This is a genomic window from Bradyrhizobium sp. C-145 (assembly GCF_023375135.1).
Classification (GTDB): Bacteria; Pseudomonadota; Alphaproteobacteria; order Rhizobiales; family Xanthobacteraceae; genus Bradyrhizobium; species Bradyrhizobium zhanjiangense.
The window spans coordinates 6,457,707-6,472,230 of sequence record NZ_CP088150.1; the positions used below are offsets into that span (position 1 = coordinate 6,457,707).

At 59.0% G+C, this 14,524-nt stretch carries 10 protein-coding genes; 7 read left to right on the forward strand and 3 right to left on the reverse strand.

The features are described from left to right. Positions 1 to 1,342: 1,342 nt before the first annotated feature. Positions 1,343 to 2,551 carry an acyl-CoA dehydrogenase family protein gene (locus tag LRP30_RS30455; protein ID WP_249757157.1) on the forward strand — a complete coding sequence of 403 codons (1,209 nt, stop codon included), beginning with the start codon at positions 1,343 to 1,345 and terminating at the stop codon, positions 2,549 to 2,551. 279 nt (positions 2,552 to 2,830) lie between these two features. Further along, entirely contained in the window at positions 2,831 to 3,634 is an 804-nt protein-coding gene (locus LRP30_RS30460) for a glycosyl hydrolase (RefSeq protein ID WP_249757158.1), read from the forward strand. A gap of 294 nt (positions 3,635 to 3,928) precedes the next feature. Here LRP30_RS30460 and LRP30_RS30465 read toward each other — a convergent pair whose 3' ends face one another. Then, a complete protein-coding gene (locus LRP30_RS30465) occupies positions 3,929 to 4,105 on the reverse strand; it encodes a hypothetical protein (RefSeq protein ID WP_249757159.1) in 177 nt (58 codons plus the stop codon). Between the two features lie 1,923 nt (positions 4,106 to 6,028). On the opposite strand from LRP30_RS30465, the gene LRP30_RS30470 reads away from it, so the two are divergent. Further along, the gene (locus tag LRP30_RS30470) at positions 6,029 to 6,388 is read left to right on the forward strand and encodes a hypothetical protein (protein ID WP_249757160.1); all 360 of its coding nucleotides are present in this window, start codon (positions 6,029 to 6,031) and stop codon (positions 6,386 to 6,388) included. A gap of 513 nt (positions 6,389 to 6,901) precedes the next feature. Here the strand turns inward: LRP30_RS30470 and LRP30_RS30475 are convergent. Continuing rightward, complete coding sequence (locus LRP30_RS30475) at positions 6,902 to 7,549, reverse strand: FkbM family methyltransferase (protein ID WP_276017380.1); 648 nt, start codon at positions 7,547 to 7,549, stop codon at positions 6,902 to 6,904. A 1,098-nt stretch (positions 7,550 to 8,647) separates the two neighbouring features. Here LRP30_RS30475 and LRP30_RS30480 point away from each other — a divergent pair. The 4 genes from LRP30_RS30480 to LRP30_RS30495 all read left to right on the forward strand — a co-directional run bounded on the left by LRP30_RS30480 (position 8,648) and on the right by LRP30_RS30495 (position 12,887). Next, positions 8,648 to 8,962, forward strand: a complete 315-nt coding sequence (locus LRP30_RS30480) for a co-chaperone GroES (RefSeq protein ID WP_183233492.1) — start codon at positions 8,648 to 8,650, stop codon at positions 8,960 to 8,962. 80 nt (positions 8,963 to 9,042) lie between these two features. Beyond that, on the forward strand, positions 9,043 to 10,683 hold the full coding sequence (gene groL, locus LRP30_RS30485; RefSeq protein ID WP_249757162.1) for a chaperonin GroEL: 1,641 nt from the start codon (positions 9,043 to 9,045) through the stop codon (positions 10,681 to 10,683). Positions 10,684 to 11,516: 833 nt separating this feature from the next. Next, positions 11,517 to 11,816, forward strand: coding sequence for a hypothetical protein (locus LRP30_RS30490; protein WP_249757163.1), 300 nt, complete (start codon positions 11,517 to 11,519; stop codon positions 11,814 to 11,816). A gap of 633 nt (positions 11,817 to 12,449) precedes the next feature. Continuing rightward, positions 12,450 to 12,887 carry a hypothetical protein gene (locus LRP30_RS30495; protein WP_249757164.1) on the forward strand — a complete coding sequence of 146 codons (438 nt, stop codon included), beginning with the start codon at positions 12,450 to 12,452 and terminating at the stop codon, positions 12,885 to 12,887. Here the strand turns inward: LRP30_RS30495 and LRP30_RS30500 are convergent, their stop codons facing one another. Beyond that, the gene (locus tag LRP30_RS30500; protein ID WP_249761861.1) at positions 12,888 to 14,471 is read right to left on the reverse strand and encodes an IS66 family transposase; all 1,584 of its coding nucleotides are present in this window, start codon (positions 14,469 to 14,471) and stop codon (positions 12,888 to 12,890) included. Positions 14,472 to 14,524: the final 53 nt, after the last annotated feature.

The following is a 14,524-nucleotide window of genomic DNA, read 5'->3' on the forward strand; positions in this document are numbered from 1 at the left end:
GATGAGATCGTCGAAGGTGTGGCTGCGCGCATCGTCCGTTTTGGACAATATTTTCGCTATTTGCACGGGCACACTTGGCGATGCAGCCTGATCAGATCGTGTTGCGCTTAGCAGCCGGCAGACGCGCGGGAGTTCAGTCGCTCTACCGGATGGCTGTTGGCCCAAACCGCGACAATTGCTGGGGCTTGCTGGTATTAGGCGCCAACGTTAGGTTTGCGGGACCGTCCCGGGCAAAGGACGGCGACTGTACGGATACGTCGCGCGCGCGAACGTCGATCGCGATCTCGGCGTCCTGTACAGCAGTGGTCTCAGAAGGACCGGCAGGCCCTTTTGACGCTGTTGCTGGACGAGTTGGACAAGCTCAGCCATGATCCGAAGCATCGGACCCAAATGCAGGCGCCAGCGGCCGGAAAAGGGCGAGTCACGTCAGGAATCTGCGCAAATCTCTTGCGTTCGGTACGGCAGAACGCGAACAGGCGGATCAGTTGGTGGCGAACCTCGAAAATCTCAAAGCCTGCTGGAAGCTTTTTCTTTCGCTTGCATGAGCGGGTGCACTCTTGCAGCACCTGTGACAGCGACTTGATCATGCAATGGCAGCGTCTGAAGCCGCCGTCGCGTTTGTTGAACACCTGCCGTCTGACGTCCGCTCGTAACCGACAGCTCACCCACAGTCGCGACAACGGTAAATTGCGTTGTTGGTAATTAGATCGGCGCGGGCCTGAAACTCCAGTAGCAAGCCGAGCCCGACTGGTCCGCGGTCGAGGTCCACTTCAGTCGTTCTCCTACCGCCGTGTCCGATTGATGACGCCTTGTGCCTGGAACCAGACCACAGAGGCGCGAGCATCCTGCTCGGCGCGCCACGGGCCACGTGATCTCGCTCGATTCAGACAAGGCCGGCAGACCACTTTGATGGCACGTCGATTGCTGGGGAGATGGAAACGGAGCTGCAGCCTTGGGCGACCCCGCCGTCGCAACTCAGGAATTCACAACGTGGCTCGAGCCGGCCCGGGCCCGAGTGTGACAAACCGTCGGTTGGAGAAGACATAAGACCTGCGGTGCCCTCGACCATCGGAGACATAGTGCAGCAGAGGCGGATCGATCTCGCCGCCGCATATCGGCCGCTTTGCCGGTTCAGCCACAATGAGAAACATCAACAGCCATATCTCGGTCAGCCTTCCCAGCCCTCAAGACCTTTTTTTTGAGCCAATCCGTTCGGGACGCGGTTTGGAGTCGCAACCGCCTGCAATCTCATCACAGTCGATATCAACTGCGACAGTCTCGACGATCCCCTCCGGCTGGGGCATCAATCCGGCCGGCTTCGCCATGCGCGCAATCCATATCAATGACGCGCGGCTCGATCGACTCAAGACAGCGAGGACAGCTTATGAACGCTCCACCAGAAAAGATCACGCCAGAAACCGACGCTACGGCTGCGACCTGGGATAATCTGTCGCCGTTACTGGTCGATATCCGCGCGCGTCGAAACGAGTTCGCCCGCGCGCAGAAGATTCCAGACGAGATCATCGAGGGCTTCAAGCGCGTTGGCGTCTATCGGGCAATGGCCGCCAGACGATTCGGCGGCGAGGAGCGAACGCCGGCCGATTTTTGTCGCCTGATCGAGCGCATTTCCGAAGCCGATGGCTCCGCCGGTTGGGTCGCCAGCTTCGGCGATGGAGCTCGCTACCTCGCTGCTCTTCCGGACGACACGCTTCGCAAGGTATACGCGAATGGACCTGACGTGGTGTTGGCAGGTGCGCTTTTCCCGCTCCAGCCCGCCAGGCGAAGCACCGACGGGTTTGTCGTGAACGGCGTGTGGCCATTCGCCAGCGGCTCACCGGGCGCGGATCTGATAGGCGTTGGCATCACTGTGGAAGATGAACCGACCGGTGGTCTTGCGCGTGTAGCCGTGATCCCGGCCGAGAAGGTGACAATCCGCCCCAATTGGGACGTCATCGGCCTGCAAGGCACCGGCAGCCACGACGTCGTTGTCAACGACGTCATTGTGCCAGAGGAATGGACCTTGATCCGCGGCGGTCCGCCGACACTCGACGGACCGGTTTATCGTTATCCATCCGTGGCTTTCGCTGCGCAGGCGCATGCGATTGTCGGCATCGGTATTGCGCGCTCCGCGCTAGACGAGGTGATCGCCATGGCCGGAAGCCGCGCCTCGATCACTGGAGCGCCCGTGATGGCAGAGCGCGGTTATATCCAGCTGGAGATGGCCAGAGCCGAGGCCATGCTGCGTTCCGCCCGTTCCTTCTTCTATGAGGCCACCGAGGAGCTGTGGAAGGAAGCGCTCAAGGGTGCGGTAAACCTGAGCACGGCGACGCTGATGCGGCTCGCCGCGACGAACGCCGCGCGGCAGAGCGCTGAGGTCTGCCAGATTGCGAGCGGTCTCGCTGGAACTGCGTCGCTCTATACCACCAGCAATTTAGCGCGCGCCATGTGCGACAGCTTCGTGGTTGCCCAGCACGCAGCTTTAAACGAGGGAACTCTCCAGAGCGCCGGCAGCCTCCTGCTCGGAAGTGCAGCACAGCCGGGCTTTCCATGAAGTAGTCATCCACGAGCAATTCTGCACGCCCGCAGCAACGGATTGCCGGAACTGCGTATGATGCGGTCTGCCGCTGGAGGACCTTACCCCAACACTTTCAAAGAATCATAATCACCGCAGATAGGCACTAGTCAGCTTCTCGACAGCCAACCTTCCTAGCATTCGAACCTGGTCTCTAGATGCCGATGCCGCCTATGACCGGGACTGGTGACGAGCCTGGGGTACCCGCTCGACGGATCGGCAAGAGACTTTGTTCGAATAAGAGCAAGGAGAGCAATTATGGATTCCAATCGGATAAACGATGCCGGCTCGCCAGGGTCCCCAATGGGGTACGTTCGCACACAGGACGACCATAATCTATTTAGGCAGGCTGTGAGTGAAGCCAGGCCATCGTCTGCTGCGCCTGCATCGGCAAAGGCTCCGATTTGGCGTTCGAGCGATCCATACGGGACCTTCTCACGCGATGGCTACTCTTGGAACAACGACGTATGGGGTGCGGGCGCTGGGCCTCAAACAATTTCGGTGCATGCAGCCAACCAATGGGGCGTGTGGTCGAACCAGCCTAATACTGCTGGCATCAAGAGTTACCCGCACGAGGCCTTCAATATCGGAAAACCGCTGAGTTCAATTAACACTCTGCGCTCGAGCTTCAATCAGGATGGTCCGACTAGCGGCGCCTGGGACGTCGCCTACGATATCTGGGACAGCTCAAACCAGCATGAGATAATGCTCTGGACCAATTACACCGGAAATCCGGACGGCAGCGGCAACGTCAAACCAATTTCTTATCATTATCGGCAGGATCCTTCCGGGGCGGCGATCCCGGTCTACACCAACGTCGACGTGGGCGGGGCGACTTGGAACGTTTTTGAAGGCTTCAATGGTCACAAGGTCATCTCACTCCTGCGCACTTCGAAGACGAACAGCGGGACAGTGGACATCAAGAGTATCCTGCAGTGGATCAAGTCAAAGGGCTACTTCGGCGACATAAACGTCGGTAGCGTCCAATACGGCGTCGAGATCACCTCGTCCCCGGGGGGAATGAACTTCAATTTCAACGACTGGACCGTGACCTCAAGGTGAAGATCGCGGGCGAAGATGTGATCTGCGCTTTGCCATTGAGCGGCGCCAACTGACGACCCCGGCTTGCCGTTTGCGACTTATGAGCCGGCGTTAAGGTGCAGTTGCTCGGCAAGCTGTCAGAGTTCAAAATGTCCACTCTCATTGTCTATCGGAGAGCGGCATCTCCCTCAACATGGCCCGCAAGTTCGCAGCGAAAGGTTCTGAGTTAGCAGTCCGTTCCTTAATCGCATTACAATGACTTTTGTCTACCGTCGCTTATCTGTCGACTGATTATTCGATATAAGGCCGAGCGCTTCACCCGCCTTGCGACTTTCGCTCCTCGGTATTTTCCGCGACATTGCGCAAGACGAGCTCAGAAAGCTGCACAACCAGTTGTTTGAGTCTCGCTATTTCTTGCTTGCACCGCGCCAATTCGCGCTCTTCATCTGTCATTCTCGATACTTTACAGCGGTTCCCGGCCGCATAACTCATGTTGAACCTCTATCCGACCAGGTAAGCGCGAACGACGGCTCAAGTATAATCTTGCTCTGTATTGTACCGGCAGACCGGTCTTTTTGCGCCAGTAAACATCGTACGCAGCGATCCACGATCTCGCCGCATCCGATTAGTGTGCCATCCCGGCTACAGATCTGAGCGTATCGTACAAAAACTCGCTCACCAGACGAATAGATCGAGTTTGTCCTCCTCGGGCCGGCTCTCGCGCAAGGAGCCACATTGGAGCTCAATTGCCTCCCTGATTTGCTCTAAATATTTGAGCGTGGGCACAGCGTATCAAAAACACAACCTTGCTGAGGTATGATCCAAAGCTTCGGTGTAGTGGCTTGTGTGGAGAACGTCAAATTCAGGCAATCCAGGACGTGGACGGCACCTCCACCCCGATCTTGGCCGTGCTCGTCGAGGCGGATTCGGCGTCCGCAAAGAACGCCAGCACGCTCCGGAACATCTGCCTCGTCAGGCAATGAGGAGCTCTCGACCACAGGAGAGCGGCTTTCCATGTTGGCCAATACCGCTCGGCATCTCGCTGTGATGGGACCAGCCGAATAAGCACGTTCCACAAGCCACATTGTAAAAGATTCTCAGACGGGGCTCGCACCAATCCTGTCCACTCTTGGCCAGAACGACCATCTTGACTTTGAGATCGTCGACGCTGGCCATCCCAGTCGGATAGCCAACAAGAATCTTCAAAATGATGACCTGAAGATTCGTGGTCGCCAACAAACCACGTGATCCTCTGGAAAACACGAACACGTACGACATCACACAACAAATATAACGTGCAATGTGCCTTGAGCGCTCACGTGTATAAGCCCATCCAAAAATGGAATGCGATATGCACGTCGAGTGCTGGCGGATCACTTAGCTGTCTGCGAGAGGTCGGCGGCTTGAATTTTATGCAGATCAGCTCAAAAGGCCTTGAATCGCACGTAGCGTCACGTTGTACCATTTTGAAGTAGCTGACGAGGATGCCCGGCAAGCCGGACCGGCTTTGCTGACATCGGTGAGACGATGATACCAATGCGGTCGATGTGTGTACAGCAGAGGGCGACGCCCGGCCTGCAGGATCGCGCGAACGAGCTCCGAGTGCTCGCATGCGAACAACAAGGTACTTCTTCCCGGCCCCAGGGGATGCTGGGTTTTGTTTGGGCCGGAACGTTGAAGCCGTGCGAACAGCCGCGGATCATCTCTCGGCGCCGCTCTTTTAATCAGCATGACTTTGACGATCCTCACGACAACGGAGAACACCTCCTTCCAGGTTTGTGCGAGCCAATGTTGAGCCGCATTCCGACAACATCGTTTTGATAAGAAGGAATGACGCCAGATTTCTCCGATCATTGATCAATCGTAGTTAGAATTTGCGGTGAACGTTTTGCCGCAATAACCGTCGGCAGTTCTCCCTCTGTCGATGGCTGACTTCCGCCCGGCCATCGAAATGAGGCCGGGCTTTTTTTGCCAGCAATGAACGACAGTTTGGGTGTTCTGGCCCCCGTGTCTGACGAAGGGTTAGGGAGACAGAGACAAACGTAAACGATCGATTGGGACAGTTCGTCACATGCTGTAATCGATCGATCCGATCCTGCCCCCCGACCTGCTCTGGCTGCTCGCCTCCATGGGCCCTACTCGCATTGCCGCGACGGCTCTCCTCGCATCGCCTGATCGAGCTGCGGGGCATAAGCCATTCGGCCGCTCATCAGTCCCGTCAAGCTCTCGCGGCCGGATTTCTATCGCGCGGCGGCTTCGGGCTTCGGCGTCGTGCAGGTGGGGACAGCAGGGATATGGGTGCTTTCTGATCAGCAAGGGCGTGATCAGCTAAAAGAAAAATTCTGCGCAGATTGCGCAGAACTCTGCACCCAAATTTGAATGGCCTCCGCGCAACCGACCGACTATTGTCGATCCATGTCTCGCCTTGTGTGTCTAACTGCTACTATCATCATGTCGCTGCTGCCGGTCGTCGCGAACGCTGCGCCAATTCAAAAGCGGCCCAAGCCGGTCTGGCAAGGTTTCGGCTTCCTGCCCGGCTACCAGCAGCCGCTGAGCAACAGCATTCCGCTCTACAAGCAGAAGGACGCGATGCGTCGGCTCTCGCGCGCCGACCGGCGCCACTGGTATATTGACCCGGTTCCTCAGTACTACGGTTGGGATGGCGAGTGGCACTATTTCGGCCGCCCCGGCTTCGGCGGCGGCCGCTACAACGGCGGCAGTTTCGGGCCGTGCTGGACGCGGACGCCGATCGGCCCGATCTGGAATTGCGGGTGATCGGGCGGCGCAGCTAGGGGAAACTCCCAACGACCTCGATACGGCGACGAGTGCGGCATTGAAGGCATCGAGATCTTCGGCCGGAATCCAGTACTCCAGATGTGAGCGACCGCCAGCCTCTTGCACGTCGTACTTCGCGGGGAAGTCACGCGACCTCAAAGCGCGCCCGAAGGCCAAGGCTCGCTGGGAGATTTCAGTCGTGCGCGATCTTGATGGCGCAGTCTTCGGTTAGCAGCCGGCTGGCAGTGGTTGATTCCAGCCTGAAACGGTTCGGGCTGCTGACCGCGAAGCCGTCGGTCGTGCCGGCTCGTCAAAGAACTGATTGTCAGAAACCCACCACCCGCCCGACGCGGATGTGATGCGTGGGGTCTGCAATGGCAGGCGGAAACCGGACTGCCCGTTCGGCTACCGATATCCCCTCGCCTTAATGATCAACAGTTGTGCAGCTTTGACGGCACAAACGCGCTAGTCAGGTCTTCCAGCAATGAATGAGGCGCTCGATATGAGTAGCGACTACAAGCGCTTATTTTTGAGCAATACATCACCCTCCACTGCGCGGGGATAGTGGGCCGCCACTTCGAATGATGGTAACAGGTCAAGAATGGCTTGAAGGGACAATTGCCCTTCGTAGAGCTCGCGGTCGCTATATTCCGTGTAGATGAAGCGCGTGTTGCTCAAGGTTTGCATGCCGCCGGCGATAACATCAGCTTCGGCTCCCTGAACATCCATCCAGATGAAATCGATCGTATTCAGCTTGGCTTCGCTGCACCAGTCGTCCAGTCGCCGCGTTTCGACCGAGACAGGGCGATCGAACCGAACCCAATCATACTCAGTAAGATGATTCTTCGGGCGGCGAATTGAGCCGGAGAGGTCCCATTCCTTCGCATCACCATCTGCATTGCTTGGATGGAAGTCGATCATGCCGTTTCGATCACTGATCGCGATTTCAAGCAGCTTCACCCTATTGAGGGATGGGCCCAGCTTCTTCTTGAAGCGCGCGATCGCTCTGGGGTCCGGCTCAAAGCAGTAGAGCTGAGCTTGCGGGCACAGGTTGAGAAACTGTTGCGTATCGGTCCCGTCATTGCAGCCGATATCCAGGATGACGGGATTCGGCTTCTGAAGAAGTGAGACGATGTGCTGGTGTACTTCCACAGACGACACAGGTGCTTTTTCCATTGGGCGCTGAGATCGGGTGAATTTTCGACTTCGAAGCCGCAATCACACGCCAGACGCGCCGGTACAACGTATATCAAGGTATACAATTCAAGTGTCCGTCAGTCCCTTGATCCATGACGGCTATTTTGATGATCGACATCAAAGGGGAAACCTGTCGGACCGACAGGTGCAGCGACTGGCCCCGTAATGCAAATTGCAACCCAGCGTCGGCAGACGCGCCCTCTGTGAGCCAGATCGTCGTCTTCGGTTCTTTCGGGCGGCCGATAGATCGGCTTCGCTCGAATTTCACCTGTCGTCGATTCTCCCTGGAGCGTGCCGGGCAGAGTGATCTCTCGTGCGCAGCAATAGCCAATCACTTCGATCACAGGTGCGCGAAATGGCTCTACCGGTTGACGGTCGCCATCACAGATTCGCTGACGCAAGAAGAGCGTACGCCGTCAAAGCCCTGACGCACGCGTTTGCGCGCAAGCAAGCCTCCGCAGCGATCGTCGCAGATCTCTTCGATCATCATCGGTCTACGAACAATCGGGATAACGTCAACAGGTTTTGAGCGACCGTGCCACGGCTGGACATCGACAATTCCATACAATTTCGATGATGGCCTCTCTTGCCGCCTCTTCTTACAGGAAACATAGCCTGGGTTTTCGAGATAGTTAGTATATTGTTATTGTCGCGACTACGTCAGATTTCATCGAGCGCCGCTCTTCGATGAGTCTTGTGCACCGCACGCTTCGCCGGCGTCAGCTGCTAGATGCTGCCGTCAGACGAAGCAATCATGTGCAGCCCGGCCGCCGTCGTCGAAACACCCGACGCTGCGATCGGTGTAACGGCCGCCCGTGCAATGTTGAGGAACCCTGGGCTCAATCCGGTGTTTCTACGACACGCAATGTCATTTTCGCAACAGCTTGGCGGGCTGTGTACCTGAGGGCGTTTGCTTCCGGACAAAGACACGCGCAGGCCAGGCAATGATTCAGCAGAACTGCAGGCACGGATCGTTCAGCTCATTTTGGCCTGTCTCTTGCTATCATTGGGTTGGTCACAATGTGCCTATCTCCAACTTGTTCAAACGCTCAGGAGTCCTGTATGAATTTCCGTCCGCTTCACGACCGCGTCGTGGTCAAGCGCATCGACGCCGATGAGAAGACCGCTGGTGGCATCATCATTCCGGATACAGCCAAGGAAAAGCCCTCGCAGGGTGAAGTTATTGCAGTTGGCCCGGGAGGCCGCGACGAAGCCGGCAAGCTGATCCCGATCGACCTCGAGGTCGGCGACCGCGTGCTGTTCGGCAAATGGTCCGGCACCGAGGTCAAGATCGACGGGCAGGACCTGTTGATCATGAAGGAGAGCGACATCATGGGCGTTCTCACCGATGTGTTTTCCAAGAAAAAAGCCGCCTAACCCAGCACTCGCACAGCTCACCCCCTGACGAGCGCCCACCGGGCGCGCTGAAGGATGAGAAAATAAGAACTGAGGAAATTATGTCAGCCAAAGAAGTCAAATTCGGAGTAGAAGCGCGGGACCGCATGCTGCGCGGTGTCGACATCCTCGCCAATGCAGTACAGGTCACGCTCGGTCCGAAGGGTCGCAACGTGGTGCTCGACAAGTCGTTCGGCGCGCCTCGCATCACCAAGGACGGCGTTGCCGTCGCCAAGGACATCGAACTCGACGACAAGTTCGAGAACATGGGCGCCCAGATGGTGCGCGAAGTGGCTTCGAAGGCGGCGGATGCTGCCGGCGACGGCACCACCACCGCGACCGTCCTGGCGGCCGCGATCGTCCGTGAAGGCGCCAAGTCGGTGGCCGCCGGTATGAACCCGATGGACCTCAAGCGCGGTATCGACCTCGCGGTCGAAGCCGTCGTCGCGGATCTCCAGAAGAACTCGAAGAAGGTCACCTCGAACGACGAGATCGCCCAGGTCGGCACCATTTCGGCCAACGGCGATGCCGAGATTGGCAAGTTCCTCGCCGACGCCGTGAAGAAGGTCGGCAACGAAGGCGTGATCACGGTCGAGGAGGCCAAGTCGCTCGAGACCGAGCTCGACGTCGTCGAGGGCATGCAGTTCGACCGCGGCTACATCTCGCCCTACTTCGTCACCAACGCCGACAAGATGCGCGTTGAGATGGACGACGCCTACATCCTCATCAACGAGAAGAAGCTCTCCTCGCTGAACGAGCTGCTGCCGCTGCTCGAGGCTGTGGTGCAGAGTGGCAAGCCGCTGGTCATCGTCGCCGAGGACGTCGAGGGCGAAGCCCTTGCGACCCTGGTCGTGAACCGCCTCCGCGGCGGCCTCAAGGTCGCGGCCGTCAAGGCTCCGGGCTTCGGCGATCGCCGCAAGGCCATGCTGCAGGACATCGCGATCCTGACCGGCGGCCAGGCGATCTCGGAAGATCTCGGCATCAAGCTCGAGAACGTCACGCTCAACATGCTCGGTCGCGCCAAGAAGGTGATGATCGACAAGGAGAACACCACGATCGTCAACGGCGCCGGCAAGAAGGCCGACATCGACGCTCGCGTGGCCCAGATCAAGGCGCAGATCGAGGAGACCACCTCGGACTACGACCGTGAGAAGCTCCAGGAGCGTCTGGCCAAGCTCGCCGGCGGCGTCGCGGTGATCCGCGTCGGCGGCGCGACCGAGGTCGAGGTAAAGGAGCGCAAGGATCGCGTTGATGACGCGATGCATGCGACCCGCGCGGCCGTGGAAGAAGGCATCCTACCGGGCGGCGGCGTCGCCCTGCTCCGTGCCTCCGAGCAGCTCAAGGGCCTGCGCACCAAGAACGACGACCAGAAGACCGGCGTCGAGATCGTGCGCAAGGCGCTGTCCTGGCCGGCCCGCCAGATCGCGATCAATGCCGGTGAAGACGGCTCGATCGTGGTCGGCAAAGTCATCGACAACGAGCAGTACTCCTATGGCTTCGATGCGCAGACAGGCGAGTACAGCAACCTTGTCTCCAAGGGCATCATTGACCCGACCAAGGTCGTGCGCATCGCGGTCCAGAACGCCTCCTCAGTGGCGGCGCTGCTGATCACGACGGAAGCGATGGTTGCCGAGCTGCCGAAGAAGGCCGCGGCTGGTCCAGCAATGCCTCCGGGCGCCGGCATGGGCGGTATGGACTTCTGATCCACCCTCTCAAAGTGTCGATGACATGCAAAACCCTGGCAGGAATGCCAGGGTTTTTGCTTCGGGCGAGCTTCCAACGTAGCCCTTGCAAGTCGCCCCAAAGGCCCAACCCATCGGGCTATCCATATGAGCGGCGGTAGGTCCAGACCTAATTTGCTTGTGACTTTTCCTTCGGCGGCGACAGGGCCTCGGCCAAGGTAAAGCGGGTCCAGCACGGCGATGGAAACGAGCCTGTCGTTATTTGACTCTCACAAAGCCGCCTCTGCTCATCCGAGTGTTCGAACCCTTCGTCTGGGTCTGGTGCCGCCTACCCGCTTTCGACTTGCCTACTTTCCTGTCCTGACGCGTAGTCCCAAGCGCCCAAATGCCCTTTCCTGGAATTTCGCACTTACATCTCATGGCCAGATGGCTTGTTTGAACCCCCCAAGCGAGAATGCCCATTCTCATGGATCAAGCTGTGGTGCCTCGGCAATGAGATGGATGGGCCCTGGTTCTTGCTTGAGCATGATTTCCGCGAGACCTAGCCACACTTCCGTTTGTCCGCCGCCATAGAAAAGACGAGCATCTTGGATTGATCCAAAGGTGAGACTAAGGCTTCAGCAAAGCACCGCCACGTCGCCCAAACCGCACGTTGCCGTGCGCGTTGCGTGTCGCCGCATATGCGGTGGGCATTTCCGCGAAATTGCCCCGAAATCCCTACACGATGACCACACGAAGCAGATTGATGACCCCCGCGCCATTCGCACCATCTTATGCGATGCGATCGGTCCGGTGCATGCGAATGGCGGGAAGTCACCGAATCGTCTCATCGCGAAGCAATCCAGGAGATTTGGATGAACTTAGTTAAAACCTCTGCCATCGCATGCGCCCTTTCGGCCTTGCTTGTCGGCCCTGTCCTCGCGCAAGCACTTCCTTCCGAATCCACGAAGCCCCACAGCGGCATGCAAGGCAAGAAAACACAGGGCACCAAGATCGATGATGAGGTATTGAGCGCGCACCCCGGCTCCGTGGGCGGAAAGGTGGGCATAAAATCAACTAAGGGGACTAAGGGTACGACCGGCGCCACCGGCACGGCCCCCTCCAAAGCGATTATTGACGATTCGGCAAATGGTGGCAGCGCCGACAGCGACTGAAGCCAGCGCCTACGCCCCACAAAGCTCTGGTTGGCAACTGTGGCTGAAGGTTTTCTGCGAACAGCGGCCACGGTGAAGCGTTAGCATCCGATTCAAATCGTTCGGGATTTGCCAGAGCTGTTTGTGGCGAAAGAGTCCGGCCTCCTTTCGGAGGCCGGGCGGAAGTCTGACGCTCGTTCGGCGTTTTCAAGATGAGCGTGCTCTCAAAGAATTCTTAACGTCGGCGGCGTCGGGATCGGTCCAATCGCCGCTTTGCAATGTCGAAGCTGCGAGACTGACAAGCTTTCGGCAATCGTAAGCCGCCACTTGAGGTCTCGATGGTGGGGTCAATTTCAAAATGGCGGCGTACCTCGCGCGTGATCGCGCCGAACAACCCGCGCTTCTGGCCGGAGATGAGGGCGCGGCGGGAATTTGCGCGTTATGGCCGCGGGAGATCACTTGTGTGCCAAATAGCTGGTCGCAATCCGTCTGCCGATCGTCACCCTCGAAAAAACGTGAGCGTCACGAGAGGATCACCGTGCCCGGCCTTGACTTGCGCGGAATGCTTTGGATTGCCCGATCGAGGTGATTGACGCTGCCGTTGCGTGATGATGGGGTGACCGCGGGTTAGAGCGGGCGACGGGGGACCTCGGAATGACCAGCGAGTCGCAGCTGCGCGAGAAGCTTCGGAAGATCGAGGCGTTGTTCGCGGGTGCGGGAACTGCCGGTGAGCGCCTCGCGGCGGAAGCTGCGCTACAGCGGGTGCGTGCTCGGGTCGAGGAGCTGGCTCGCCACGATCCGCCAATCGAGCAGCAATTGTCACTTCCCGACCAATGGTCGCGGCACCTGTTCTTGGCGCTTTGCCGCCGGTACGGGCTGCGGCCGTTTCGTTATCACCGCCAGCGACGCAACACGGTGATGATCCGTGCCTCACGAGGCTTCGTCGACAAGGTTCTGCTACCGGAGTTCACCGAGCTGGAGAGGGCGCTGCAAGTCTATCTGCACGAGGTGACGCAACGCGTGATCCGCGAAGAGATCTATGACGACACCAGCGATGCGCAGGAAGTTCCAGATGCCCTGCCGTCGAACTGATCAGGCGGCGAGCTTTGCCTGCGGACTATCGCGCTCGGCCTTCCAATTCCACGGCAACAGCATGTGCAGCTGATTGATCTTTGTACGACCGGAGACGACGCGATCGAGAACATCGGTCAGATAGTGCCGCGGGTCGATGTCTTGCAGCTTTGCCGTGTTGATAAGCGACGCGAGAATGGCCCATGTCTCGGCACCGCCTTCACTGCCGGCGAACAAATAGTTCTTCTTTCCCAGGCCTATCGGCTTGATGCTGCGCTCGACCGTATTGTTGTCTATTTCAATGCGTCCGTCATCGATGAAGCGCGTCAGGCCGTCCCAATGGTTGAGGGTGTAGCGGATGGCTTTGCCCAGACCGGACTTCTTCGAGACTTCCAGCAGTCGCGCCTCGAGCCAGGGTTTGAAGTCCTCGATCAGCGGCCTGGTGTCGGTTCGCCGCACCACAGCCCGATGCGTCGCCGGCAGACCGCGGATGCGATCCTCAATGGCGTAGAACATCGCGATCCGTTGCAGCGCTTCCGCGGCAATCGGCGACTTCGTCGCGACGTGAACGTCCCAGAACTTCCGCCGCGCATGCGCGAAGCAGAACGCCAGCTGCACCAGACGGCCGCCGTTCTTGATCAGGCCCTTGTAGGCGGCATAGCCGTCGACCTGCAGGATGCCGTGGTAGTTCCCGAACAGCTGCTTGGCGCGGATCGCCTTGCGATCCTCGGCAAACATGTAGACCACCGCCGGCGGCGCCAGGCCGCTCCACGGACGGTCGTCGGTGGCGATCGCCCAGAACTGGCAGACTTTGGTCCTGCCACGGCCGGGATCGAGAACCGGCAGCGGCGTCTCGTCGGCAAACAGCCGCGGGTAGGACATCACTGTGTCGCGCAACAGCGTGTGAAGCGGCTTCAGCCACCAGGCGGCGCGGCCCATCCACGAGGCCAGCGTCTGCCGGTCGAGCGTGATGCCTTGCGCGGCGAACATCTGTTCCTGCCGATACAGCGGCAGCTGGTAGCCGTATTTCATCACCGCGATGTGGGCCAGCAAGGCTTCCGTCACCATCCCGCCGTCGATCGCCTGGGCCGGCGCGGGTGCCTGCTGCACACTCTGGCGGCATCCCCGGCAGCCGTACCGCGGACGCACAATGCGCTTGACCCGGTACTGCATCGGAATGACGTCGAAGGCTTCCTTGACGGTCTCCCCGATCTTGTGCAGCGGCTCGCCGCAGCAGGGGCAGATGTGGCTCTCGATATCGATCATGACGTCGATGCGCGGCAAATGCTCCGGAAGCTTCCCCCGGTTGCGTCGCGCCGGTCGCTTGCTACGGCCTTCCGCTCCATCAGGCAGCCTGCCTCCGGTCACGTCGTCGTTGGCGGCGGCACCAGCCGCCTGCGCCGTGATGGTGAAGAGAGACAGCTGTCCGGAATCCAGTGTCTCGGAGCGGGGACCGAAGATCGTGTGCTTGTACTGGGACAGGATCATCAGGAGCTTGTCGTTCTCCTGAACCGCAGCGTCGCGTTGGGCGATCGCCGCATCACGCTCGGCCGCCAGCGTGCCGCATTCCGCCGACAACGCCGCAAGCCGTGACGATAGCTTCATCACGGCTTGTCGGAGCACGGCTGGATCGGAAGGCAAATCAATCATGCAGCGTA